This is a genomic window from Halobaculum rubrum (genome assembly GCF_019880225.1).
Taxonomy (GTDB): domain Archaea; phylum Halobacteriota; class Halobacteria; order Halobacteriales; family Haloferacaceae; genus Halobaculum; species Halobaculum rubrum.
On record NZ_CP082284.1, the window covers coordinates 1,165,377 to 1,188,501 of the forward strand.

Annotated in this window: 23 protein-coding genes; 12 read left to right on the forward strand and 11 right to left on the reverse strand. The window is 71.1% G+C overall.

The window, feature by feature from the left end:
* Positions 1–153: 153 nt before the first annotated feature.
* Together K6T25_RS06170 and K6T25_RS06175 are read left to right on the forward strand one after the other, a co-directional pair.
* Positions 154–1,200, forward strand: coding sequence for an NEW3 domain-containing protein (locus K6T25_RS06170; protein ID WP_222917328.1), 1,047 nt, complete (start codon positions 154–156; stop codon positions 1,198–1,200).
* A gap of 109 nt (positions 1,201–1,309) precedes the next feature.
* Entirely contained in the window at positions 1,310–2,182 is an 873-nt protein-coding gene (locus K6T25_RS06175; RefSeq protein WP_225917826.1) for an ArsR/SmtB family transcription factor, read from the forward strand.
* A 428-nt stretch (positions 2,183–2,610) separates the two neighbouring features.
* On the opposite strand, the gene K6T25_RS06180 is transcribed toward K6T25_RS06175, so the two are convergent.
* Positions 2,611–3,129 (reverse strand): metallophosphoesterase, encoded by a 519-nt coding sequence (locus K6T25_RS06180; RefSeq protein WP_222917330.1) that lies wholly within the window; start codon positions 3,127–3,129, stop codon positions 2,611–2,613.
* Between the two features lie 88 nt (positions 3,130–3,217).
* Here K6T25_RS06180 and K6T25_RS06185 point away from each other — a divergent pair, with 88 nt between their 5' ends.
* Positions 3,218–4,183: a cation diffusion facilitator family transporter gene (locus tag K6T25_RS06185; protein ID WP_222917333.1), complete on the forward strand. Its 966-nt coding sequence runs from the start codon at positions 3,218–3,220 to the stop codon at positions 4,181–4,183.
* A gap of 66 nt (positions 4,184–4,249) precedes the next feature.
* On the opposite strand, the gene K6T25_RS06190 is transcribed toward K6T25_RS06185, so the two are convergent.
* On the reverse strand, positions 4,250–5,236 hold the full coding sequence (locus K6T25_RS06190; RefSeq protein ID WP_222917336.1) for a replication factor C small subunit: 987 nt from the start codon (positions 5,234–5,236) through the stop codon (positions 4,250–4,252).
* Positions 5,237–5,369: 133 nt separating this feature from the next.
* Here K6T25_RS06190 and samp2 point away from each other — a divergent pair, with 133 nt between their 5' ends.
* Both samp2 and K6T25_RS06200 read left to right on the forward strand, forming a co-directional pair.
* The gene (samp2, locus tag K6T25_RS06195) at positions 5,370–5,570 is read left to right on the forward strand and encodes a ubiquitin-like small modifier protein SAMP2 (protein ID WP_222917337.1); all 201 of its coding nucleotides are present in this window, start codon (positions 5,370–5,372) and stop codon (positions 5,568–5,570) included.
* Complete coding sequence (locus tag K6T25_RS06200) at positions 5,567–6,055, forward strand: GNAT family N-acetyltransferase (protein WP_222917338.1); 489 nt, start codon at positions 5,567–5,569, stop codon at positions 6,053–6,055. The genes samp2 and K6T25_RS06200 overlap by 4 nt, the downstream gene beginning before the upstream one ends.
* Before the next feature lie 27 nt (positions 6,056–6,082).
* Here K6T25_RS06200 and K6T25_RS06205 read toward each other — a convergent pair whose 3' ends face one another.
* The gene (locus K6T25_RS06205) at positions 6,083–7,480 is read right to left on the reverse strand and encodes an alkaline phosphatase family protein (protein WP_222917340.1); all 1,398 of its coding nucleotides are present in this window, start codon (positions 7,478–7,480) and stop codon (positions 6,083–6,085) included.
* Positions 7,481–7,615: 135 nt separating this feature from the next.
* On the reverse strand, positions 7,616–9,019 hold the full coding sequence (locus tag K6T25_RS06210) for a phosphoglucomutase/phosphomannomutase family protein (RefSeq protein WP_222917341.1): 1,404 nt from the start codon (positions 9,017–9,019) through the stop codon (positions 7,616–7,618).
* 147 nt (positions 9,020–9,166) lie between these two features.
* Between K6T25_RS06210 and K6T25_RS06215 the strand changes: the two genes are divergently transcribed.
* Positions 9,167–9,787 (forward strand): NADPH-dependent FMN reductase, encoded by a 621-nt coding sequence (locus K6T25_RS06215; protein WP_222917343.1) that lies wholly within the window; start codon positions 9,167–9,169, stop codon positions 9,785–9,787.
* Between the two features lie 61 nt (positions 9,788–9,848).
* On the opposite strand, the gene K6T25_RS06220 is transcribed toward K6T25_RS06215, so the two are convergent.
* The 3 genes from K6T25_RS06220 to larB form a co-directional block, all read right to left on the reverse strand.
* Positions 9,849–10,112 (reverse strand): GIY-YIG nuclease family protein, encoded by a 264-nt coding sequence (locus K6T25_RS06220; RefSeq protein ID WP_222917891.1) that lies wholly within the window; start codon positions 10,110–10,112, stop codon positions 9,849–9,851.
* A gap of 207 nt (positions 10,113–10,319) precedes the next feature.
* Positions 10,320–10,472, reverse strand: coding sequence for a DUF7563 family protein (locus K6T25_RS06225; protein ID WP_201289568.1), 153 nt, complete (start codon positions 10,470–10,472; stop codon positions 10,320–10,322).
* 113 nt (positions 10,473–10,585) lie between these two features.
* Positions 10,586–11,362 carry a nickel pincer cofactor biosynthesis protein LarB gene (gene larB, locus K6T25_RS06230; protein WP_222917345.1) on the reverse strand — a complete coding sequence of 259 codons (777 nt, stop codon included), beginning with the start codon at positions 11,360–11,362 and terminating at the stop codon, positions 10,586–10,588.
* A 153-nt stretch (positions 11,363–11,515) separates the two neighbouring features.
* Here larB and K6T25_RS06235 point away from each other — a divergent pair, with 153 nt between their 5' ends.
* A complete protein-coding gene (locus K6T25_RS06235; RefSeq protein ID WP_073308856.1) occupies positions 11,516–11,683 on the forward strand; it encodes a DUF1931 domain-containing protein in 168 nt (55 codons plus the stop codon).
* A gap of 121 nt (positions 11,684–11,804) precedes the next feature.
* Here K6T25_RS06235 and rpiA read toward each other — a convergent pair whose 3' ends face one another.
* Complete coding sequence (gene rpiA, locus K6T25_RS06240; protein WP_222917347.1) at positions 11,805–12,500, reverse strand: ribose-5-phosphate isomerase RpiA; 696 nt, start codon at positions 12,498–12,500, stop codon at positions 11,805–11,807.
* Positions 12,501–12,628: 128 nt separating this feature from the next.
* On the opposite strand from rpiA, the gene K6T25_RS06245 reads away from it, so the two are divergent.
* The 4 genes from K6T25_RS06245 to K6T25_RS06260 all read left to right on the forward strand — a co-directional run bounded on the left by K6T25_RS06245 (position 12,629) and on the right by K6T25_RS06260 (position 17,849).
* On the forward strand, positions 12,629–12,871 hold the full coding sequence (locus K6T25_RS06245) for a ferredoxin (protein WP_222917349.1): 243 nt from the start codon (positions 12,629–12,631) through the stop codon (positions 12,869–12,871).
* Positions 12,872–13,047: 176 nt separating this feature from the next.
* Positions 13,048–13,914 (forward strand): lycopene cyclase domain-containing protein, encoded by an 867-nt coding sequence (locus K6T25_RS06250; protein ID WP_222917351.1) that lies wholly within the window; start codon positions 13,048–13,050, stop codon positions 13,912–13,914.
* Positions 13,914–14,957: a Brp/Blh family beta-carotene 15,15'-dioxygenase gene (locus tag K6T25_RS06255; protein ID WP_222917353.1), complete on the forward strand. Its 1,044-nt coding sequence runs from the start codon at positions 13,914–13,916 to the stop codon at positions 14,955–14,957. Before K6T25_RS06250 ends, K6T25_RS06255 begins: the two co-directional genes overlap by 1 nt.
* 309 nt (positions 14,958–15,266) lie before the next feature.
* On the forward strand, positions 15,267–17,849 hold the full coding sequence (locus K6T25_RS06260; RefSeq protein ID WP_222917354.1) for a DEAD/DEAH box helicase: 2,583 nt from the start codon (positions 15,267–15,269) through the stop codon (positions 17,847–17,849).
* A 28-nt stretch (positions 17,850–17,877) separates the two neighbouring features.
* On the opposite strand, the gene K6T25_RS06265 is transcribed toward K6T25_RS06260, so the two are convergent.
* Positions 17,878–18,618 carry an Sjogren's syndrome/scleroderma autoantigen 1 family protein gene (locus K6T25_RS06265; protein ID WP_222917355.1) on the reverse strand — a complete coding sequence of 247 codons (741 nt, stop codon included), beginning with the start codon at positions 18,616–18,618 and terminating at the stop codon, positions 17,878–17,880.
* Positions 18,619–18,757: 139 nt separating this feature from the next.
* On the opposite strand from K6T25_RS06265, the gene K6T25_RS06270 reads away from it, so the two are divergent.
* Entirely contained in the window at positions 18,758–20,953 is a 2,196-nt protein-coding gene (locus tag K6T25_RS06270) for an ATP-dependent DNA helicase (protein WP_222917356.1), read from the forward strand.
* Positions 20,954–20,986: 33 nt separating this feature from the next.
* On the opposite strand, the gene argF is transcribed toward K6T25_RS06270, so the two are convergent.
* Together argF and K6T25_RS06280 are read right to left on the reverse strand one after the other, a co-directional pair.
* Positions 20,987–21,922, reverse strand: a complete 936-nt coding sequence (gene argF, locus K6T25_RS06275) for an ornithine carbamoyltransferase (protein ID WP_222917357.1) — start codon at positions 21,920–21,922, stop codon at positions 20,987–20,989.
* A gap of 106 nt (positions 21,923–22,028) precedes the next feature.
* Complete coding sequence (locus K6T25_RS06280) at positions 22,029–23,123, reverse strand: [LysW]-lysine hydrolase (protein WP_222917358.1); 1,095 nt, start codon at positions 23,121–23,123, stop codon at positions 22,029–22,031.
* Positions 23,124–23,125 lie beyond the last annotated feature (2 nt).

Below are 23,125 nucleotides of genomic sequence, written 5' to 3' on the forward strand. Positions count from 1 at the left end.
GATCTTCCGGATCGACGATGAGTGATGTGATCGGACCGACCCGGACGAAAGCGGAGCGGGAGACGAGCGAACGCCGTCAGGTCGGCACCGATAGCTACGACGCCGGTTTGTCCCTCCACGAGGCACTTGCCGGTCGCGTTCGAAGCCCGAGCCATGCCTCGATCGTCAGGTCGTTCCGCGTTCACCTACGCGGCGTGTCTGCTGTGCGTGCTCTGGACGGTTGCCGGGGTGGCGGGCGCGACGACAGCGTCGGCGACGCCGATAGCGCCGGCCACGACGGACGATCCCGGCCCGGGCGACGACGTTCGGATCGACGGGACGGTCACCGGCGTCGACGGGGAACCGGCCGCCGACGCGGCGGTGATCGTCGGCGAGTCCGGAACCCTGCGTGAGCTGTCGACCGACGGTCTCCGTGCGCTCGCGGCCGCCGATCCGCCGAACGTGACCGTGGTCCGGGTCGGCGACGACGGCGGGTTCGCGGCAACCGTCGACTGGGATCGCGCCGACGCCGCCGTCGCGGTGAGCGACCGGGGGGTCAGCGAGCTTCGGATCCTCGGCCACGAGAACGCGACGCTCGCGCTTCGTCTGCACGAGCGGCGGCCGCAGACCGTCTTCGCCCACCTCGGCTCGATCGGTCAGGGAGAGCGACGCGGGGACCTGTATCTCAGTCTCGTCAACAACGACGGGACGGCGGTCCGAACGCTCTCCGTCCGCGTCACGTCGCTGCCCGAAGGGTGGTCGATCGCGGCCGTGCGTGGCGACGGTCGGTTCCACCCGACGAACCGGACGATCGAGTGGTCGTCGGTGGCGCCCGGCGAGGAGATCGACACGACGGTTGTCGTCGCGACCCCGCCGACCCCCTCACCGGGAGCGTACGCGGTGGGGCTGCGGGCCGCCAGCGCGACCCACCCGGTCGCGATCGAGAACGAGACCGTCGAGGTGCGCCCGGCGGAGACGCCGGGGCCGACGACCGCGCCGCTGCGGACCGGCGGCACGGACACGACGGGCGCGGCCGGGCGCGGTTCGGCGACGGGGGACGAGTCATCGACGGAGACGGCCAGGGCGTCCGGCCGGTCCGGAACGGCCGACGCCACCGGGACGAACGCGACCGGAGACGGCCTCGGGATCGCGACGGCAGTTGTCGGGGCGGCGGCCGCCGTGCTGCTCGGCGTCGCGCTCGGTCGCGGCCGCCGGAGGTGACGCGTCGTTCGGGGGCGTGAGGGCCGTTAGTTCGTGAGGACGGTCAGCGCTCCGACGACGGCGAGCGCACGGAAAGCTTACCAACTCCACCGTGAAAGAGGAACGACGAATGGCCGACATGCCCTCCTCCATCCCGGGGATCGGCGGGCCGTGGTCCCGCGGCGACGACGACGGCGACCGCGACCCGCGGGTGATCGGCGTCGACGGCGACGACGCCGACGACGTCCTCGCGGCCCTCTCCTCGGACACCGCCCGCGCGATCCTCTCCGCCCTCCACGACAGCCCCGGCCCCGCCAGCGACGTGGCCGACCGCGTCGACACGTCGCTGCAGAACACCCAGTACCACCTGAAACGCCTGCGCGAGGCGGGCGTCGTCGAGGTGGTCGACACCGCCTACTCACAGAAGGGCCGCGAGATGGACGTGTACGCCCCCGCCGACGGGCCGCTCGTGCTCGTCGCCGGTCCCGAGTCCGAGGCATCTGGCGTCCGCGCGACGCTCAGCCGCCTGCTCGGCGGGGTCGGCGCCGTCGGCCTCGGCGCCGTCGTCGTCGAGACCGTCCTCGACGGCCCGTTCGCGCCCGCGGTCGGGTTCGGCTCGGCCGGCGGCGCGGACGGCGCCGGCGGGGGCTCCGAGGACGGCACCGACGTGAGCGTCGAGTCGACGAACGCGACGGCCACGGAGGCTGCTGCCGACGACGCGGCGACGCCGACGCCCACCGAGTCCGCGGACGACGGCGGAATAGGTGTCCAAGAGGTGACCGAAACCGCCGCGGAGACGGGGACGCCCGCGCCGACGGCGTCGCCGGCGCCCGAGTCGACCGCGACCGAACTGGCGCGCGAGACGACGTACGCCGTCGCCGGTGACGCCGGACCGACGCTGATCGACCAGCTCGCCGCCTCGCCCGGGTTCCTGTTCCTGTGCGGGGGGCTGCTCGCGCTCGCTGTCGTCGCGGTCGTCGCCCGCCGTCGCGGCGGCGCGTGAGTCGTCGCATCCGTCCGTGCGCCTGTTCGCCTGTCCTCCGTTCGTCCGTTCAGTCGTCCGGCCGCTCGTCCGTCCGCGCCGCCGGCGCGGTGACTAAAAACGGCGTTTGACCATAGAGAAAGTACTTGACACGAGCCACAGTATGAACTGGTACCGGTTCCCGGTGGCGCGCCGGCCCTCCGTTCGCGGTTCCCCGTCGGCCCTCCAACCGCCGCGCCCGAGTCGCCACCAGCCACCGTCTCCCCGACACCCCCGACCGGGCGCGCGGGCGGCCGGCGGCCCGGGAACCCGGTCCCCGTTGACGCGATCCGCACCGTCGTAGACGCGATCCGAACGAGCGAGACGGGTGCGGCACACGCTTCTCGACCGTCACAACGGACGGTTCGACTATCTCGGAACAGGGCTCGGACGTCCCGACCCGAGCGATCTCACGGCGACCGTACCGGGACGGAGAACCGCTCGAACGCCTCGCCGTCGGGGGTCACGAGTTCTCCCGAGAGCGCCTCGTCGGTCCGCGTCACCTCGGCGTGTGCCGGGCGATTTCCCCTCGGCTGCGCGTAGCTTCCCGGGTTGAGCAGCGGTATCTCCCCGGAGTCGTCGAACTCGGGACGGTGGCTGTGGCCGAAGACGACCAGATCAGCGTCGCGCTCGCGGCCGAACATGACGAGGCCGGTCGCGCCGCTTCGCGACCGGTGCCGAACCGCGACGGTCGCGCCCTCGTAGCCGACGACGCGGTCACGGGGCAGTCGCTCGCGCAGCGCGTCGTCGTCGTTGTTGCCGGTGACGCCGTACACAGTCGACGCCTCGCGCCGGAGGTCGTCGAGCACCGCCTCGCGGTAGAAGTCGCCGGCGTGGATCACGGCGTCGGCCTCCCGGACCGCGTCGAGGGTCCGTCCCCGGAGGCGGTGGCCGTCGGTGGCGTGCGTGTCGGAGAGGATCACGAGCATACAGACGGGTCGGGGCGACCGGTACTAACGGTTCGGGAGCCCGCCGTACTCCCTGGGGTTGATTACGGTCGGCGGAGACGTGCCGACAATGGCTGGAGGAAGCAGATCGGTCGTCATCGCCGCGCTGATCGCCAACGGCGCCATCGCGGTGCTGAAGTTCTTCGGCTTCCTGCTCACCGGGTCGCCGTCGATGCTCTCGGAGACGTACCACTCGATCTCCGACACGGGGAACCAGGTGTTCCTCCTCATCGGCATCCGCTCCTCGAGCAGGAAGGCGAGCCGGGCGCACCCGTTCGGCTACGGCAAGGCGCAGTTCTTCTACGCGTTTCTCGTCTCCGTGCTCCTCTTTGGCATCGCCGGCTGGGAGTCGCTGAAACACGGATACGAGGCGATCATGCACCCCGCCCACGGCGGCGAGCGGGCGGACGTGATCCTCGCCGGGGTCAACTTCACCGAGCTGATTCCGGTCGACCCGTTCTGGATCAACGTCGCCGTCCTCCTCGGTGCAATCCTGTTCGAGGTCTACGCGTTCGAGAAAGCGCGGGCGGAGTTGAACAGACAGATCGACGCATACGGCTGGTCCGGGCTCCGCGAGGCGTTCTCGAAGACCAGCGACGTGACAACGCTCACCGCGTTCACCGAGGACGCCATCGCGCTCGCCGGCGCCGTCATCGCGCTCGTCGGAATCTCGCTCGCGCGGTTCCTGGAGATGCCGGTCTTCGACGCGATCGCCTCGGTCCTCATCGGCGCGCTCCTGATGTTCTTCGCGGTCGCGCTGGCGTGGGAGAACAAGCGGCTCATCCTCGGGGAGTCGCTGCCGGCGGACGTGGAGGCCGAGCTCCGGGAGGCGATCTCGGAGCACGACGGCGTCGTCCACATCGACGGGTTCCGGACGGTGTTCGTCGGCCCGGGCGAGGTGCTCGTCACCGCCGACGTGAGCTTCGACGGCGACGCGGCCGCCCGCGGCGTCGACGAGGACATCACACAGATCGAGGCGACGCTCCGCGATATCGACGACCGCGTCCGGATCATCTACATCGAGCCGGAGGTGTGAGGTCGCCGCCCGCGAGCGAACGCGAATACGACACGAACACGAAACCCCCGCTTCCCCGTCTACTGCCTACTCGTTCGCCAGCGCCAACGACGCCAACAGCGCCTCTAACTGCACCTGCTCGTTGGCGCCCTCGGTGATGCGGAAGTCGGTCTCCCCGATGTGTTCCATCAACCGCACCGCCTCCCGGTCCGAGAGGCCGAACTCCCACACCGACCGGTGGAGCTGGTCGATGATGTCGCCGCCGGCCATCCCGGTCTCGGTGAGCAGCGTGTCCAGCGTCGCCCGCGACTTCGAGAAGTCGCCCGCGAGCGCGTCCTCGACCATCGCCTCGATCTCCTCCGGACGGGCGGTCGCGGTGATCTCGTAGACGGCCTGCTCGTCGACGATCTCCCCCGTGGTCGCGGCCGCCTGCAGGGAGTTGATCGCGCGACGCATATCGCCGTTGGCGGCGTACACCAGCGCGTCGAGCCCGGCGTCGGTGATCTCGATGTCCTGGTCGGCGGCGATGTCGCGAACCTGCGCCTCGACGGCCTCGTCGGAGAGCGGCGAGAAGCGGAACACCGCACACCGCGACTGGATCGGATCGATGATCTTCGAGGAGTAGTTACACGAGAGGATGAACCGCGTGTTGTCGGAGAACTGCTCCATCGTGCGCCGCAACGCTGACTGGGCGTCGTCAGTGAGCGAGTCGGCCTCGTCGAGGAAGATGATCCGGTAGTCGTGGCCGCCGAACGACGAGCGCGCGAAGTTCTTGATTCTGTCCCTGACCACGTCGATGCCGCGCTGGTCGGAGGCGTTGAGTTCGAGGAAGTTCGTCCGCCAGTCGTCGCCGTAGATCGTCTTGGCGATGGCGACGGCTGAAGTAGTTTTCCCGACGCCGGCCGGGCCTGCAAATAAGAGGTGCGGCAGGTCGTCCTGCTCGATGTAGCTTCGGAGCCGGGAGACGATCTGCTCGTGTCCGTACACGTCCTCCAGCGTCTGCGGGCGGTACTTCTCGATCCAGACCTCCCGCCCGGGGGAGGACTCGGCCTCGCCGTCGTCGGCCTCGCTCATGGACGGTCGTCGGCGGCCCGGGGGGATAAACGCCCCGAGATATCGGCCCGGCGGTCCCCGACCGGGGGCTCGCGGCCGACGGTCCGACCGACGCGACGGCAACGCTGAAAGCCGCGCGGCGGCGACTGCGAGCATGGACGTGACCTGCGAGGTCGTCGGCGAGGGCACCGAGACCCTCTCGCTCGCCGACGACGCGACCTACGCCGACGTGTGCCGGGCGGCCGACTACTCCCCCCACGAGGTGACGGTGCTCGTGGACGGGAACCCGGTTCCGGAGGACGCCCCCGTCGAGTCGAGCGAGGTCAAGGTGCTCAGGCTGATCAAGGGCGGATGACCGGCGGCGACGGCGGCGGCGACGAGCCGAACCGAGATGCGGACGCCGGCACCACCCCCGACGCCGACACCGTCCCCGATACCGACGTGTCGATCCGGGCCGCCCGCGACGACGAGACGGGCGCCATCAGGCATCTCCTCGACGCGGCGATGTTGACCGTTCCGGCGAACCTCCCCGAGCGCGTCGCCGGCGGCGACGCACTGGTCGCAGTGCCGGGGGAGATCGGAACCGAATCGGCCGACGTGGTCGGCGCGCTCGTCCTCGACGGCACCCGCGTCGAGGCGGTCGCGGTGCGCAAGCGCCGGCGGGCCGACGGCGTCGGCACCGCGCTCGTCGCGGCGGCGGCCCGGCGAACCGACGGGCCGCTGACGGCGACGTTCCGACCGCAGGTTCGGCCGTTCTACGAGGCGCTCGGGTTCGAGGTGGCGGAACGCGACGAGCGACTGTTCGGGACGCTCGCGGCCGACGCGGACGCGACGCGGTGACCGCCGCGGTCAGGTTGGAGTAGACGATCAGATCACGTCAGACAGCGGCGCGACCGCGAACGGCGTCATCATCTCCTCGGGGGTCAGCCCGCCGTGCCAGCCGACGTAGCCGAGTTTCCCCGGCTCGTCGCCGCGCCAGACGGCCTTCCGACGGTGGACGAACACCACGTCGCCGCACCGGCGGCGGAAGCGGTCAGAGACCCCCCGGTCGCCGAACAGGTCCCGGTCGAGGGCCTCCTCCCGGGTGAACGCCCGTCCCTCGAAGGTCCGATCGAGGTATTCGATCACCTCCTCGGTCGTCCCCGGCCGCAGGTGGAGGTGGACGTTGCGCGCGCCGCCGACCGGCGGGAGCGGATCGCCATCCGCCGCGCGGTCGTCGCCCCCGGCGTCGTCGCCGGGGTCGTTCCCACCCTCGGGCTCCTCCGCGAACGGGTACCCGTCGGGGGCGCCCGTCTCGTAGCGGCGCATACGCTCGGTGATGAAGTCGTGCTCCCAGATGTCGATGTTGGTCTCGGGGTCGGTGTCGACGTGACCGTGGTCCGCGGTGAGCACGAACAGCGTCGAGTCGGCGACCTCGTCTGGAACGTCGGCCAACGCCGCCGAGACGGCGTCGGAGACCGATTGCAGCGTCTCCCGGTAGTGGTCGGACTCGGTGCCACTCTCGTGGGCCGCGCCGTCCACGTTCGAGAGGTACGCGTAGCAGTAGGTGCCGGGGTCGGACTCGGCCAACGCCTCTGTCAGCAGCGACCGGAAGCCGTCGAGGTCCTCGTACCCGCGGGAGTCGGCGCCGGCGAGGGCGTGTGCGGAGTAGGCCCCCGTCGCCGCCTTCGTCGGCTGGACGGTGACCGAATCGACGCCCGCCGCCGCCATCGTCTCGTATATCGACCCGCCGGCGAAGAGGTCGCCGGCGTCGACGCCGTACGCCTCGTCGGCCGGCTCGCCGGACTTCGACGCGAACGGCAGCGTCTGGACCACGCGGTCGACCTCGGGAAGGTACATATCCCAGCCGATCACGCCGTGTTCGGCGGGCGTGCGGCCGGTGTGGACGGTCGTGATCGCCGCCGCGGTCTCCGAGGGATAGACGGAGGTGAGCGGCGTCACCTCCGCGGTTTCTGCGAGGTCGTCGACCCAGTCTGGCGCGCGTCCGGCGGCGATCTCGCGGCGCCACTGTTCGTAGCCGAAGCCGTCGACGAGCACGTGACAGACGCGGTCGTAGTCGGCGTCGTCGCCGGGAGCGGTGCCGGCGAGCCCGGGCACGTCGGCGACGACGCCGTCCGGGAGCGGGTCGCCCGGGAGGTCGACGCCGAGCACCCCGCCGAGGGTGGCGGGGACGCCGGCGAAGCAGTACCGGCCGTAATCCGGGAAAAAGTAGCCGTCGCGCTCGCGGTCCGCACGCAGGCGGGCGGCCGCCTCGTCGTCGAACATGGCAACCGAAGCGGCGGCCGCGCACTCAAGTCTGTGGGTCCCGGTCGGGAGCCGGGATGGGCGCGGGACAGGGAGATCGGCACGGGACGCGGGAACGAGGAACCGAAACGGGACGCAAGAGGGCGGGAGCGAGCCTCAGACCAGCGGCTCGACCAGTTCGCGGCCGTCCGCGAGGATGGCCGCCGTGTCCGCCTCGGAGCCGGATTCGGCGTACACGCGCATCTTCGGCTCGGTGCCGGAGGGGCGCACGAGCAGCCACGAGCCGTCCGCCAGCAGGAGCTTGAAGCCGTCGACCGTCACCACGTCGGCCACCGCCTCCCCGGCGACCTCGTCGGGGATGTGATCGGCGAGGTCGTCGATGACGCGCGCCTTCTCGCTGTCGGGGCAGTCGACGCTCACCTTGTCGGCGACGATGCGACCGTGTTCGTCCTCGAGGCGCTCGACGCGGTCGTCGTACGACGCCTCGCTGGCGGCGACCGCCGCAAGCAGCGCCAGCAGGACGCCGTCCTTCTCGCGAACGTGCCCGCGCACCGAGAAGCCGCCCGACTCCTCGCCGCCCATCAGCGCGTCGTGTTCGCCCATCGCCTGCGCGACCCACTTGAACCCGACCGCGGTCTCGTACACCGCCTCGCCGTGCGCCTCGGCGATGCGGTCGATGAGGAACGTCGTCGAGACGGTGCGGATCGCGGCTCCGGAGTCGTCTTCGAGGAGGTGGTCGTACGTCGCCGCGAAGAAGAGGTTCTCGTCGAGGTGGCCGCGCTCTGGCGTGACGACCGCCAGACGGTCGGCGTCGCCGTCGTTGGCGATCCCCAGATCCGCGTCGCCCTCCCGGACGTGCGCGACGAGTTCCTCCAGGTTCTCCGCGGAGGGCTCCGGCGACCCGCCGCCGAACTCCGGATCGCGCTCACAGCGGATGCGCTCGACCGCCGCGCCCGCGGACTCGAGGAGCGCGTCGGTGACGCCGCGGCCGCTGCCGTGCATCGCGTCGTAGGCGACCGTCAGCCCCGAGAGGTCGAGCGTCCCCCCCTCGCCGGCGACGAGGTCGCGGGCGTGCTCGGCGTGGGGCGTCACGAGGTCGACGCGGTCGATCTCCCCCCCGTCACCGGTTCCGGCGGCGTCGAGGGCGGGCTCGCGGAGGTTCGCCTCGATGCGCTCGGTGACCTCGGGGAGCGCGGGCGCGCCGTCGTCGGGGATGAACTTCACGCCGTTGTACTCCGGCGGGTTGTGCGAGGCCGTCACCATCAGCGCGCCCGCGGCGTCGCGCTCGACGATGGCGTGCGCGACCAACGGCGTCGGGCAGTCGCGCTCGGGGAGAAGCACGTCGAAGCCGTTGCCCGCGAGCACCTCTGCGAGCGACTCGGCGAACCCCTCGGAGGTCGGCCGGGCGTCGTAGCCGACGAGCACGGGGCGCTCGGAGCGGTCCGCCGCGGTCTCGGCGAGCGTGTCGGCGACCGCCTGGCCGACGATCCGGACGCGTCGGTCGGTGAACGTGTCGAGGGTGGCGCGCCACCCGTCGGTTCCGAAGGAGATCTCGTCCATGCGGGAGGCGTCGGCGCCGGACGGCAAAAACCCGGGTGCCCGGCGGCGCTCCTCGGAGAGCCGCCGGGCACCGAACCGCCGCAGCGACCCCACCGAACCCCCGTCGCGACCCGACGGGCTTTTGCACGCGCTCGGAAAGCCACGCACATGTCGCAGACGCCCACCGTCGTCGCCGTGAACGGCTCGCGGCGCGACGGGAGCTACGGCCGGGCGACGCTGGGGTACGCCCTCGACGCGGCCGCCGAGTACGGCGCCGAGCCGGACTTCATCGACCTCGGCGACCCCGACCTCGACGTCCCGCTGTATCATCCGGACGTGGACGCCGCCGACGCCGGCGACGTGCCCGAGCTGCTCGCGCGGATGCGCCGCGCCGACGGCGTGCTGCTGTGCTCGCCGGTGTACCACGACTCGTACTCCTCGGCGTTCCGCTCGTTCCACGACTGGTGCAGCTTCGACGAGTACGAGGACACCGTCGTCGGCCTCTTCGCGGTCGCCGGCGGCGGCTCCTACGGCGGCACGCTCGAACACATGCGCGCGACGATCCGCGGCGTCCACGGCTGGGTCGCACCCCTCCAGGTCGGGATCCGAAACGCGCGCAACCGCTTCGAGCCGTGGGACGACGGGGAGCGCCCGCCGGCGGGGGCTGCGGGGGCGGAGACGCGATACGAGTTCGTCGACGACGACCTGCGCGAGCGCACCGAGACGCTGGGCCGCCGGATCGCCCACTACGCCGGCCACACGGACGAGTTCCTCGACGTTCCCGAGTAGCGGCTCGACAGAGCGGCCGGCGAGTCGGGAAGTCGGCCGAGTCCCCCGCCGACTGCCGGGGTTACTCGACCAGCGACTCTTTCGCCCGGCGCGAGAGCTGTTTCACCGCGTACTCCCGGCTCATCGCCCCCGACTTCGAGTCGAACGCCTCGACATGGACCAACTCGACGGGCGTTCGCCCGCGGGTGTACTTCGCGCCGTCCCCGGCGTCGTGCTCGGCGACGCGGCGGACCACGTCGGTCGTGTAGCCGGTGTACAGCGACCCGTCGGCACACTCGAGGACGTACACGTAGTGGTCGGCCGGCGGGACGGCGACGCCGTGGATGCGGTCGGGCCCCTCGATGCGCTCGGGACCGTCGCCGACGCCGGCGCCGTCGACGGTCGGATCGCGATCGCTCACGGCGCGAGGTTCGAGACGCGGGTGAAAAACTGACGCGGTGCTGCACGGAGCCGTCAGTCCCGGGTCCAGCGGGGGAACGGGAGACGGATGGGTGGTGGCCGTCGCGGCGCGGCGAGGTGGTCGCGGCGCGGTTCAGTCGTCTGCGCGGGTCCGCTCTCGTGCCGCTTCGGCGATGCCCGCGTTCGCGGAGCAGGACGGGCACGCGTTCAGGTTCCCGCGTTCGTCGCCGAACACGCGGGCGAAGCGGTCGGATACGTGCGACCCGCAGTGGTCGCAGCGTGGCATGTGGTCGTCCGGCATCCGCCGCTGCCGGTACCAGTCGTAGGGGAGCATGACACATATACCCTTTCACGGCGAACACCGCGGGTAGCGGCGGGTAGCGGCGCCGAATCGGCCGGTCAGCGATCCGGATCGTCGGGGGATCCGTCGACGCCGAGCGCGATCAGTCCGGCCTGTGTCCCGGCGACGAAGCCGGCGTCGACGTTCACCACCGACAGCACGGTACACGACTGGAGCAGTCCCAACAGTGCCGCGACGCCGTCGCCGCCGACGCCGTACCCCGTCGACGTGGGCAACCCGATCACGGGCGCACCGACCAGTCCCGCGACGAGCGTCGGGAGCGTCGCCTCCCGCCCGGCGGCGACGACGAGCACGTCGGCCGACCGGAGCGTCTCGATCTCGTCGAGGACGCGCGTGAGGTTCGCGACGCCCACGTCCTCGATCGTCTCGATGCGAGGGCCGGCCTCGCCGGCGACGACGGCCGCCTCCCGCGCCGCGTGCGCGTCGGCGGTGCCGCCGGAGACGACGACCACGTCGGCGTCGACGCCGGACTGCTCGTAGTCCGCCGCGTGGATCACGACGGTTCGCGCGCGGGCGTCGCGTTCGACCGTCGCGTCGGGATGCTCCCGGTCCATGTAGGCGCGCACCTGCTCGGCCGTGTCGTCGTCCGCGCGCGTGACGAGCGCGCGCCCCGTCGAGTCGACGGCGGCGTCGGCCATCGACGCCACCTCGGCGGGCGTCTTCCCCTCCGCGAGTATTCCCTCGGGGATCCCGCGGCGATGCTCGCGGGCGGCGTCGAAGCGCCCGGCCTCCGTGGTCGCGTAGCCGCGCAGCGCCGCCTCCGCCTGTGCGGGCGTGAGGTCGCCGGCGGCGACCGCCTCAAGCGTTTCGCGCATGCCCGCACCTGCGCGACGGAACGACTCGAACCCTCCGACCGGAGATAGTATATAAACTGGGAGTCGGAAACCCCCGTGAACGGCCGCGAGGGGCCCCGCTTCGCGGGTTAACTTGGGAAACCTTATAAGGAGGCGTCGGGAAAACCCGGTTGCATGGCAGACCTCATCGTCAAGGCAGCCGTCAAGGAGTACCTCGAGGAGAAGAACGTCGCGTCCGATTTCTACGACGCACTCGACGGGGAAGTCGAGGAGCTGCTCGAGGACGCCGCCCGCCGCGCCGAAGAGAACGACCGGAAGACGGTCCAGCCGCGCGACCTGTAAACTCGGATAGTATTCCTCCACTTCTTTCAGCGACCGCGTAGCCGCGGCGCCGTCGCGATCGGCGGCTCGCCGGGGGCGGTCCGACCGTCAGGGCCACGTGTAGATCACGGCGACCGCCGAGTCACGGCGACCGCCGGGTCGCGCCGCCCTCGTCGTCGCCGACGAACACTGCGTCGGCCATCCCGACGAACAGGCCGTGTTCGACGACGCCCGGGGTCTCCGACAGCGTCCGCGCCAGCGACGCCGGCTCCTCGACGGCGCCGAAGTCACAGTCGAGCACGAGGTTTCCGTTGTCGGTGATCACGGGGCCGTCCTTGCGTTCGGCGGCCCGGGGTTCCGGGTCGCCGCCGGCGTCACGGACCGCCCGCTCGACGCGGGCGAGCGCGTCCGGCAGTACCTCGACGGGGACCGGATGTTCGAGCGGCTCGGCGAGCTTCGAGTCGTCGGCGACGACGAGAAAGCGGTCGGCGGCCGACGCGACCACCTTCTCGCGGGCGTGGGCGGCGCCCCCACCCTTCACGAGCGCGTTGGTACCGAGAGCGGCCTGATCGGCGCCGTCGATCGCGAGGTCGACGCGGGCCACGTCCGACAGCGACAGCAGCGGAATGTCGACTTCCTTGGCGAGCGCACGCGACTGGTAGGACGTGGCGACGCCCTCGATGTCGAGCCCCTCGGCCACCCGGTTCCCGAGGTCGCGGATCGCGTGCGCCGCCGTCGAGCCGGTGCCGAGGCCGACCACGTCGCCCTCGTCCACCTCGGCGGCGGCCGCCTCGCCGGCCGCCCGCTTCGCCGCCTCCGTCCCCGCGGTGTTCTTCATGTCCGGGTCCTCCGCCGGGGCGCGCAAAACGCTTGCCCGTCGGGAACGAGCCCGGGGCGTGCAGCCGACACGCCGCGAACGCGCGGCCGGGACGAAGACGTTACGGGCGCCGACGACGAGGACGGGGTATGCGAATCGAGTACGACCGCGATACGTGTGTCGGGATGTTCCAGTGTGTGGCCGAGTGGGACGCCTTCGAGAAGGACATGAACGCCGGGAAGGCGACGCTCGTCGACGCCGAGGAGACCGACGAGGACGTGTTCTCGCTGGAGGTTCCCGACGGCGAGGAGCTGGACGCGAAGTTCGCCGCCCGAACCTGCCCCGTCGACGCGATCCGGCTGTACGACGACGACGGCGAACAGGTGATCTGACGGGACCGCGGCCGCGAACCCTCGACCCCGGGGCAACGCATGAGGGGAGGCCGGTGCGCTCACCCGAGTGCGCGCTCTCACGAGTGATTCGCGCGGGCCCGACCTTATGATGCTTCGATCCGTCCATCGGATATGATTCGGGAGCGCCGGAAGGACGCCAGCGCGGGTGGACACCGGTGACGCTTACCTACCTCGGCGTGCACGCCGTGTTCCTGCTTCCGGTGCTCGCGCTGTTGCTGTGGCGGCGGCCGACGCTGCCGGTCGAACGTCGTCGGACCGCGCGTATCGGCCTGCTGCTCATGGGGACCGTCGCGTTCGCGTACACGACGCCGTGGGACAACATCCTCATCGAGCGCGGGGCGTGGGCGTACGGGGAGGGTCGCGTCCTCGCACGGGTCTGGGCGGCACCGGTCGGCGAGTACCTCTTTTTCGCGCTTCAGACCACGCTGGTCGGCCTGTGGCTCTACCGCGTCGGGTTCGACCCGACGCCCGTCGAAGGCGATACGGCGCGCGTGCCACGAGCGCTCGGCGCGCTCGCGTTGCTCGGTCTCGCCGGCGTCGGCGGCTGGCTCGTGCTCGCGGGCCCGACGCGGTTCCTCTATCTGGGCGCGATCTTCGCGTGGGCGTGCCCGGTGCTGGCGCTCCAGTGGGGCGTCGGCGGCGCGTTCCTCCTTCGCCGTCTCCGCCCGGTCGCCGTCGCCGTCGGCGTCCCGACGCTGTACCTGTGGGTCGTCGACCGCCTCGCGATCGCCGACGGCGTGTGGACCGTCGCCGCCGAGACCTCGACGGGTGTCCACCTCATCGGGCTCCCGATCGAGGAGGCCGTGTTCTTCCTCGTCGCCAGCGCGCTCGTCGTCAACGGGCTCGTGCTGTTCGAGTGGGCGCTGTTACGCTTCCGCCCGCAGTCCGCGGGAAGCACGAAACGCGATCGCCTTCGGACCCTCGACGACGGCAACGGTCCAGCTCCCGGAGCCGCCCTCGGTGCCGACGACGGCGCCGACGACACCACAACTGACCACGATCCGACCCCGATAGCCGACTGATGGGGGTGTCGGATCGCTCTCGGTCGGGAACGGCCCTCGGCGGCGCTCTACACCGCTGGGGCGTCCGCGCGCCGTGGATCGCGCTGGCGCTCGCGGTCCCGTTCGGGCTGCTCGCGCCGTCGCTTCCGCCCACGGTCCGCTACGCGCCGTTTCTCGCGTCCGTGCTGCTGTTCGGGTTCCCGCACGGCGCCGTCGACCACCTCGTTCCCGCGCGTCTCGCGGGGATCGACCTCGGGCGGTCCGTGGGTGCCGTCGTCGCGGTCTACGCGGTGCTCGGCGTCGGCTACGGACTCTGGTGGCTGCTCGCCCCCGCCTCGGCGTTCGTCGCGTTCATCGCGATCACGTGGGTTCACTGGGGGCAGGGCGACGTGTACGCGCTCCTCGCGCTCGCGGACGCCGAACATCTCCCGACCCGAGCCGAACGCGCGCTGTCGCTCGTCGTCCGCGGCGGCCTGCCGATGCTCGTCCCGCTGGTCGGCCATCCGGAGGCGTACCGTCGGGTCGCGGCCGCGCTGGTCGGGCTGTTCGCCGGCGACGCGGCCGCCCTCGACGCGGCGTTCACCCCGACCGCTCGCGCCGGCGTCGCCGCCGCGTTCGGGATCGTCACGCTGCTCGCGCTCGCGGCGGGCGCGCGACGGGTGCGCCGCGACGACGCCGCCCGGCGACCGTGGCTCGTCGACGCCGGCGAAACCGTGGGCCTGTGGGCGTACTTCCTGCTCGTGCCGCCGATCCTCGGCATCGGGCTGTACTTCTGTTTCTGGCACGCGCTTCGCCACGTCGCCCGGCTGGAACTGCTCGACCCGGACGCGCGCGCGGCGCTCGCGGAGGGCGATCTGTCCGGGACGCTCCGTCGGTTCGCGCGCGACGCCGCGCCCGCGACCGTCGGCGGCCTCCTCGTCGTCGCCGGCGTGTGGGCGCTCGCACCCCGCCCCTCGGCCGGGCCGGAGGGCCTGCTCGCGGTGTATCTCGTCGCCATCGCGGTGTTGACGCTGCCGCACGTCGCCGTCGTCACGTGGATGGACGCGCGGCAGGGCGTCTGGTGAGCCGCGAGGGGGTCCCCCGACCGTCCCCCTAAGAAGCGACCGTCCACGCCCGAGCGAGTGAGAACGCGAGAAACAATTATCAGGGACTCCCGTGTTGAGTCGACCGATGCCTGTATCCGAGCGCTGTCACATCACGGAGTGGGCCGCGCTCCTCGAGGAATCCGTGCCCGAGACGGCGTGCGACGAGCGTCGACTCGAGTTCCGGCCGCGTGGGGAGCGCTGAACTGTCCGGTTGAGTCGGGACACGGTTGGTTTCACTTCCGCCGCGGTTCGCGAAGGTTTACCTCGCGTGAGGCGCAAGTGTGAGCGATGGCCGAGGCCGCCGCGAAGACCGAGTACGTCGATCATCCCCTGCTCGTCGAGGGGTTCATCGAGGACCGCCGCTACCAGACGGAGCTGGCGGCGACTGCCCGCGAGGGCCACACGCTCGTGTGCCTCCCGACCGGCCTCGGAAAGACGACCGTTTCGCTGCTCGTCACCGCCCACCGGCTGTACGAGACCGGGGGCAAGGCGCTGTTCCTGGCGCCGACGAAGCCGCTGGTGCAACAGCACGCCGACTTCTACCGCGAGGCGCTGGACATCGCCGACGAAGAGATCGTCGTGTTCACCGGGGAGGTCCGGCCCGACGACCGCGCCGAGCTGTGGGAGGGCGCGAGCGTCGTCATCGCCACGCCGCAGGTCGTCGAGAACGACCTCGTCGGCAACCGCATCTCGCTTTCGGACGTGACCCACCTGACGTTCGACGAGTGCCACCGCGCGAGCGGCGACTACGCGTACGTCTACATCGCCGAGCGCTACCACGCCGACGCCGAGAAGCCGCTCGTCACCGGGATGTCCGCCTCGCCCGGCGGCGACCGCGAGGAGATCACGGCGGTGTGTGAGAACCTCGGCATCGACCAGGTCGAGGTGATGACCGAGGACGACGCCGACGTGGGCGAGTACACCCACGACACCGACGTGCAGTGGGAGCGCATCGACCTCCCGGAGCCGATCGTCGAGATCCGCGACGCGCTCAACGAGGTGATCACCGACAGGCTGGAGAGCCTGAAGGAGTTGGGCGTCACGAACACCACCCAGCCGGACGTCTCCCAGAAGGACCTCAACAGGATGCGCGGGGAGCTCCAGCGCATGATGGACGGCGGCGACTCCGACGCCTACACCGGGATGTCGGTGCACGCGGAGGTCATGAAGCTCCGGCGGGCGGTCGAACTCGTCGAGACACAGAGCGTCGAGGCGCTGCGCCGCTACTTCGAGCGCCAGCGCAACGCCGCGCGCTCGTCGGGCGCCTCGAAGGCGAGCCAGCGGATGGTCTCCGAGCCCAAGGTCAGAGAGGCGATGCGCAAGGCAGAGAGCTTCGACGACCTCCACCCGAAGTTCCGGCGCACGCGGGTGCTGCTCGCGCAGACGCTCGGCATCGGCGGCGGCGAGCGCGTCATCGTGTTCACGGAGTCCAGGGACACCGCCGAGGCGCTGACGGAGTTCCTCTCGGCCTCCTTCGACACCCGACGATTCGTCGGGCAGGGCGACAAGGAGGGCTCCGACGGGATGACCCAGAAGCAACAACAGGAGACGCTCGACGCCTTCCGCGCCGGCGAGTTCGAGGTGCTCGTCTCCACCAGCGTCGCCGAGGAGGGGCTGGACGTGCCGGAGGTCGATCTGGTTCTCTTCTTCGAGCCGGTGCCGACCGCGATCCGCTCCATCCAGCGGAAGGGCCGGACCGGCCGGCAGGCGGAGGGCGAGGTGGTCGTCCTCCTCGCCAACGACACGCGCGACGAAGCCTTCTTCTGGATCTCGCGGCGGCGCGAGCAGGAGATGGAGGACGAGCTTCGGAAGCTGAAGGGCGTCGCCGACGAGTTGAGCGACGAACTCGACGACGGACAGTCCGGGCTCGAGGAGTTCGACGGCGAGGCCGAGCGAAGCGAGGCCTCGAAAGGACGAGCGGGGAGTGAAACGACCCGCGAGACGGGCGAGGCCGATCGAAGCGCCGGCGGCGGAGGCGGCGCCGACGGCGACGAAGACGGCGATCCCGACTCCGCGACCGACTCGACGTCCGCGGCCGCCGCCACGAACGGCCAGCCCGGGTTGACCGACTTCGAGCCCGACGACGACTCGTCGGAGGCTGACGCCGACGGCGACACGACCGAGCGCGACGACGAGGCGACGGCGGACGACCCAGGCGAGGACGAGGACGAATCCGACGCCGACGACGGCGTCGTCGCCGCCGCAGGCACCGACGCCGACGGCACCGAGATCGTCATCGACCAGCGCGAGCTCGAGTCGACCATCGCGCGCGACCTCTCCACCCGCGAGGGGATCACCACCCGGCTGGAGACGCTGGCGGTCGGCGACTACGTGCTCTCCGACCGCGTCGCCGTCGAGCGCAAGTCGGTCGCGGACTTCCTCGACACGCTCGTCGGCGGCGACCGCTCGATGTTCGAGCAGATCCGCGACACTGCGCGGGCGTACGCCCGGCCCGTCGTGATCATCGAGGGCGAGGACCTGTACGGCGAGCGCAACGTCCACCCGAACGCGGTCCGTGGCGCGTTGTCGTCGCTGGCGATCGACTTCGACGCGAGCGTCCTCCGGACCGAGGACGAGGCCGACACCGCCGACCTGCTGGAGGTGATCGCCCGACGCGAGCAGGAAGAGAACGACCGCGAGGTGTCCGCACACGGCGAGAAGGGCGCGAAGACGCTCGCCGAGCAACAGGAGTACGTCGTCTCGTCGATCGCCGACATCGGCCCGGTCACCTCGCGGGCGCTGCTGGAGCACTTCGACACCGTCGAGGCGGTGATGTGCGCCCGCGAGGAGGACCTGCTGGAGGTGTCCGGCGTCGGGCAGGTGACCGCCGAGCGCATCCGCGAGGTCGTCGGCAGCGACTATCCCAAATGAACTGAGCCGTCCCGGAGTTCGGTCGCCGTCAGCGACGCAGCGCCGCCAGCGCCTCGGCCGCCTCGCGGGCGGCTTCGAGATGCGTGGTCGCCGTCCGTGGGTCAGTCGCGTCGCGAGCGGCCTCGGCGTGCTGCCGGAGTGCCGTCGCCAGCGCGTCGCCGGCGGCGGCGACCGCGTCGTCCCCGGTGCCGGTGGCGGCAGACGTCGTGGCAGCCGCTCGGTCGACCGCTCGGGTCGCCTCCGCTGACCCTGCCTTCCCTGTCGATCCCGTCGCTTCCGTCTGCCGCGTCGTGTCCGCGGTCGAGCGTGGCTCCGCGCTCGGGTCATCCCGAGCAGCAGATGTGTCGGCGACGGTCGTGTCCGCGGTCGCATCGGCGGGGGCCGACTCGTCCGTCGGAGCGGTCGGCGTCGACCGATCGGTCCCGGCGGTTGCGGCGTCGGTTGCGTCGGCCCCGACGGTTGTGGCACCGACTTCGGCATCGGAATCGTCCGGCGCCGAGGGCTCCCCCTCACGCGACGCGGCGGCACCCTCGCCGGAGCCGCCGTCGCCGCCGGCACACTCCGGACAGAACTCCTGTCCGTTCTGTCGGAAGATGGGCGACCCGCAGGCGTCGCAGTGGGAGTTCGTCATCGTCGCGCCCTTGAGCAGGAGTTCGCTCATCCGGCGGGTGGACTCGCGCTTTCGCTCGTCGCGGGCGAACTTCTCGCGAAGCTTCTCGCGTTCGGCCTCCTTGTCGAAGCCGGAGTCGTCCTCGGCGGTGTCGCTCATGTCCGAGGGGTGGGCACGAGCGGCGAAAAAGTCAGCGGCGGCGGTCGACGCGGCGGCGACACCCACGTCGCGAGCGGGCGTCGGTTCGTCCGCACCGCGGCACCCGTAGGTTCAAAGCCGATGAGGCGAAAGACCGGGTGTGTCGACGACGGACGGCTACCTGCGCTTCTTCCCGTACGACGAGCCGTATCCGAACCAGGAGGAGGCGATGGACCGGATCTCCAACTCGCTGGAGCGCGGGCAGGACGTGCTGTTCGAGGGCGCGCCCGGGACCGGAAAGACGCTCTCGGCGCTGGTGCCCGCGCTGCAGCACGCCCGCGATCACGACCGCACCGTCGTCATCACGACGAACGTCCACCAACAGATGCGACAGTTCGTCGAGGACGCCCGCGCGATCAACGAGACGGAGCCTATCCGCGCGACGGTGTTCAAGGGAAAGTCGTCGATGTGTCACATCGACGTGGACTACCAAGAGTGCCAGACGCTCCGAGACACCACGCGCTCGCTCGTCGAGGACCGGTCCGACAGAGAGCAGTTGGAGCAGCGGCTGGACGACCTCACCGACGAGATGCGCGAGGGCGCGGAGGGCACCGACGAGAGCGGCAGTGCCGGAAGCGCCGCCGAGGCCAGACAGGCCGTCCAAGAGGAGTTGGAGCGACTCGACGACGAGATCGACGACGAGGCCGCGAACACCTGCGACTACTACCTCCAGAACCTCACCGGCGACACGGGCGAGTTCTTCTCGTGGCTGTTCGACGACGTTCGAACCCCCGACGAGGTGTACGAGTACGCCGGCAGCCGCGGCTTCTGTGGCTACGAGCTGCTGAAGGAGGGGATGGAGGAGGTCGAGCTGGTCGTCTGCAACTACCACCACCTGCTCGATCCCCAGATCAGAGAGCAGTTCTTCCGCTGGCTCGACCGCGACCCGCAGGACGTGATCACCGTCTTCGACGAGGCGCACAACGTCGAGGACGCCGCCCGCGATCACGCCTCGAAGGCGCTCACCGAGAACACGTTGGAGTCGGCACTCACCGAGTTGGAGGAGAGCGACGACTCCCGCGCCGAGCCCGCCGAGAACGTTCTCCGAGCGTTCATCGAGGCGCTGCGCGACACCTACGAGGACACCCTCGGCTTCGGCGCGCGCGAGGGGGTCGGCGAGAGCTGGGAGGACGTGAGCATCGCGAACGACGACCGCCGCGACGACCTCACGCTCGCGTTCCTGGAGCGCTACGAGGGGAGCGGGATCCGGGCTGAGTGCGACCTCGCGCTCCAGCTCGGCAAGCGCCTGGACGAGGAGTACGAGGAGGCGTACCGCGAGGGCGAGACCACCACCCGACGCGAGTGTCAGACCCTCCAGGCCGCCGCGTTCGTGTCGGCGTGGATGGACGGCGGCGGCGAGTTGGGCCAGCATCCGGTCGTCTCGGTGCGCCGCGACGCGGGCACCGACGAGGTGTACGGCCGCGCGGAGCTGTACACCTGCATCCCGCGGGAGGTGACCGCGGAGCTGTTCGACGAGGTGTACGCGAGCGTCCTCATGTCCGCGACCCTCCGACCGTTCGACGTGACCGAGGACGTGCTCGGCCTCTCGAACCCGGCGACGCTCGCGTACGGGCTGGCGTACCCCGAGGAGAACCGCCGGACCTTCTCGGTGGCGACGCCCGCGCTGTTCGCCTCCGAGCGCGACGACCCCGCCACCCAGGAGACGATCGCGGCGACCCTGTCGGATGTCGTACGGTTCACGCCCGGCAACAGCCTGCTCTTCTTCCCGTCGTACGCCGAGGCCGAGCGCTACCACGAGCTCCTCTCGGGCGACCCGAACCTCGGCACGCTCCTGCTCGACGGCTCCGAGCCCGATACCGAGCAACTGCGTCGGCGGCTCGTCGACGGCGATAGCTCGACCCTGTTCACGTCGCTGTGGGGCACCCTCGCGGAGGGCGTGAGCTTCGACGGCGACGACGCCCGGACGGTCGCGGTCGTCGGCGTGCCGTACCCGCACCTCTCCGAGCGGATGGAGGCGGTGCAGGACGCCTACGACCGCGCGTTCGCCGAGCGCTCGCGCGACGCCGGCTGGGAGTACGCCGTCGAGATCCCGACGGTCCGCAAGACGCGACAGGCGCTCGGGCGGGTCATCCGCTCGCCGGACGACTTCGGCGTGCGCGCGCTGCTGGACAAGCGCTACACGTCCGCCGACATGGGGAAGTACTCCGTTCGCGACGCCTTCCCGCCGGAGGAGCGCGAGGAGCTGATCGACATCGGTTCCGAGAAGCTGAAGTTCGCGATGCTGAACTTCTTTACCGACCACGCGGCGTACGACGGGTCGCCGCCGGAGCCGTAGCGGATCGGGAGAACGGGAACGGCGTGCGGATGACTACTCCAACAGTTCCACCAGCAGCCCCTTCTGTGCGTGCATCCGGTTTTCCGCCTGCTCCCACACGAGCGAGCGCTCCGACTCCAGCACCGCGTCGGTCACCTCCTCGCCGCGGTGGGCGGGCAGACAGTGCATGAACGCCGCGTCGGTGCCGTCGAGGAGCGCATCGTTCACCTGGTACCCCTCGAAATCGGGGAGTTTCACCTCGCGGCGGTCCTCCTCGCCCATACTCACCCACACGTCGGTGTACACCACGTCCGCGTCGGCGACCGCCTCCTCGGCGGTATCGGCGACAGTCGGCTCGGTTCCCAGTTCCGCACACCGCTCGTACACGTCGTCACCGAGGCCGTAGCCGTCGGGCGTGGCGACCGTGAGATCCAGGCCCGCGAGCGCGGCGCCGACGGCGAACGAGCGCCCGACGTTGTTGCCGTCGCCGACCCACGCCGCCTGCACTTCCGAGAGGTCGCCGACCGACTCGCGGATCGTGAGCAGGTCCGCCAGCGTCTGGCAGGGGTGGGCGTCGTCGGTGAGCCCGTTGATCACCGGGACCTCCGCGTACTCCGCGAGTATCTCGGCGTTCTCGTGAGCGAACGTCCGCACCATGATGGCGTCGGCGTAGCCGCCGAGCGCGCGGGCGGTGTCCTTCAGGGGCTCGCCGTGACCCAGTTGGATCGCGTCGGGCCCGAGGAACATCGCGTGGCCGCCGAGTTGGGTCATCCCCGTCTCGAAGCTCGCGCGCGTCCTGGTCGAGGGCTTCTCGAACAGCATCGCCAGCGTCGTCCGCGGGAGCTGCGTGAGGTCCTTGCCCGCCTTCAGGTCGGAGGCGCGAGCGAGGACGCCCGCGAGTTGGTCGGTCGTCAGGTCGTCGATGTCGAGGAAGTCGCTCGGGAACTCGTCGGGTTCGTCGATCGCTGTCGATGTCGTGTGGGTGCTCATCGTGATCGTGGGTCGTGGAGTAGTGTCGTGTGTGGCGAGTGGTGTCGTGTGAGGGTACGTGAGAACGGGGGCGGGCGACGGTCGGAGCCGCCGGGTCCGCCGTGGGTCAGTCGTCCGTTCGACCTCGCAGTCGTTGTGAGGCGTCCGTCAGCACCTCGATCGCGCGGTCGAACTCCTCCAGCGGGAGGCGTTCGTCGGGCGCGTGGTCCAGCGAGGAGTCGCCGGGGCCGTACGTCGCCATCGGCACGTCCCACGCGCCGGCGAAGACGTTCACGTCGGCGGTGCCGGTCTTGCGGAGCAGGCGTGGGTCGCCGCCCGCGCGACGGATCCCGCCGCGGAGCGCCGTCGCCACGGGGTCTCGGGGGTCGCCCATCACGGGGGGGATCGGCTCGTTCCAGTGGACCGTCCCGACGTCGAGTTCGGCGTCGGCGCGCTCGCGGACGTCCTCCGGGTCGAGCGACGGCGGCACGCGGAACTGCACGTCCATCGTCGCCTCCATCGAGAGGCCGTCCTCGGAGAGGCCGCCCTCGACCGCGACGGGCTTGGTCGTCACCTGCTCGAAGACGGCCCCGTAGTCGTAGTAGTCGAACGCGCCCTCGACGCGCTGCCACCAGTGCATCGCGTGCTGGACCGCGTTGGAATCCGGGCGGGAGGTGTGTCCCGACTCGCTGGTCGCGACGTACGTGCCCGAGATGAGTCCGCGGTAGCCGAGCGTCACGGCGTCCCAGCCGGACGGCTCGCCGTTGATGACGGCCTCGGGCGCGTCGCGGCTTTCGACGAGGTGACGGGCGCCGCGGGAGTCGGTCTCCTCGCCGGTCACGCCGACGAACGAGACGCCGGCTTCGACGGCCGCGACGGCCATCGCCGCCAGCGACCCCGTGGCGTCGACGCTGCCGCGGCCCCACAGCACGGGGCCGTCGGCGCCCAACTCCTCGTCGCCGTCGGCGATCTCGACCGGGATGTCGCCCGGGACGGTGTCGACGTGGGAGGTCAAGAGGAGCGAGTCGTCGCCGGGCGCGCGAACGTTCCCGACCTCGTCGGTGTACGTCTCGCGGCCGTGGTCCTCGAGGAACTCCACGAGCACCGCCGCGGCGTCGGCCTCCTCGCCGGAGACGGACGGCGTCGACACCAGATCGTACAGCAGTCGGCGGCCCTCCGTGTCGAGCGCCTCCGTCAGGTCCAGCGGATTCGACACCGCCATCA

Bases quoted from the DNA above. Each gene is read 5' to 3' on its own strand.
- argF (WP_222917357.1), bottom strand. From the start codon at position 21,922: ATGAGCACCCACACGACATCGACAGCGATCGACGAACCCGACGAGTTC.
- K6T25_RS06260 (WP_222917354.1), top strand. From the start codon at position 15,267: ATGGCCGAGGCCGCCGCGAAGACCGAGTACGTCGATCATCCCCTGCTC.
- samp2 (WP_222917337.1), top strand. From the start codon at position 5,370: ATGGACGTGACCTGCGAGGTCGTCGGCGAGGGCACCGAGACCCTCTCG.
- K6T25_RS06205 (WP_222917340.1), bottom strand. From the start codon at position 7,480: ATGTTCGACGACGAGGCGGCCGCCCGCCTGCGTGCGGACCGCGAGCGC.
- K6T25_RS06265 (WP_222917355.1), bottom strand. From the start codon at position 18,618: ATGAGCGACACCGCCGAGGACGACTCCGGCTTCGACAAGGAGGCCGAA.
- K6T25_RS06170 (WP_222917328.1), top strand. From the start codon at position 154: ATGCCTCGATCGTCAGGTCGTTCCGCGTTCACCTACGCGGCGTGTCTG.
- K6T25_RS06255 (WP_222917353.1), top strand. From the start codon at position 13,914: ATGGGGGTGTCGGATCGCTCTCGGTCGGGAACGGCCCTCGGCGGCGCT.
- larB (WP_222917345.1), bottom strand. From the start codon at position 11,362: ATGCGCGAAACGCTTGAGGCGGTCGCCGCCGGCGACCTCACGCCCGCA.
- K6T25_RS06190 (WP_222917336.1), bottom strand. From the start codon at position 5,236: ATGAGCGAGGCCGACGACGGCGAGGCCGAGTCCTCCCCCGGGCGGGAG.
- rpiA (WP_222917347.1), bottom strand. From the start codon at position 12,500: ATGAAGAACACCGCGGGGACGGAGGCGGCGAAGCGGGCGGCCGGCGAG.
- K6T25_RS06235 (WP_073308856.1), top strand. From the start codon at position 11,516: ATGGCAGACCTCATCGTCAAGGCAGCCGTCAAGGAGTACCTCGAGGAG.
- K6T25_RS06215 (WP_222917343.1), top strand. From the start codon at position 9,167: ATGTCGCAGACGCCCACCGTCGTCGCCGTGAACGGCTCGCGGCGCGAC.
- K6T25_RS06200 (WP_222917338.1), top strand. From the start codon at position 5,567: ATGACCGGCGGCGACGGCGGCGGCGACGAGCCGAACCGAGATGCGGAC.
- K6T25_RS06245 (WP_222917349.1), top strand. From the start codon at position 12,629: ATGCGAATCGAGTACGACCGCGATACGTGTGTCGGGATGTTCCAGTGT.
- K6T25_RS06225 (WP_201289568.1), bottom strand. From the start codon at position 10,472: ATGCCACGCTGCGACCACTGCGGGTCGCACGTATCCGACCGCTTCGCC.
- K6T25_RS06185 (WP_222917333.1), top strand. From the start codon at position 3,218: ATGGCTGGAGGAAGCAGATCGGTCGTCATCGCCGCGCTGATCGCCAAC.
- K6T25_RS06280 (WP_222917358.1), bottom strand. From the start codon at position 23,123: ATGGCGGTGTCGAATCCGCTGGACCTGACGGAGGCGCTCGACACGGAG.
- K6T25_RS06180 (WP_222917330.1), bottom strand. From the start codon at position 3,129: ATGCTCGTGATCCTCTCCGACACGCACGCCACCGACGGCCACCGCCTC.
- K6T25_RS06210 (WP_222917341.1), bottom strand. From the start codon at position 9,019: ATGGACGAGATCTCCTTCGGAACCGACGGGTGGCGCGCCACCCTCGAC.
- K6T25_RS06175 (WP_225917826.1), top strand. From the start codon at position 1,310: ATGGCCGACATGCCCTCCTCCATCCCGGGGATCGGCGGGCCGTGGTCC.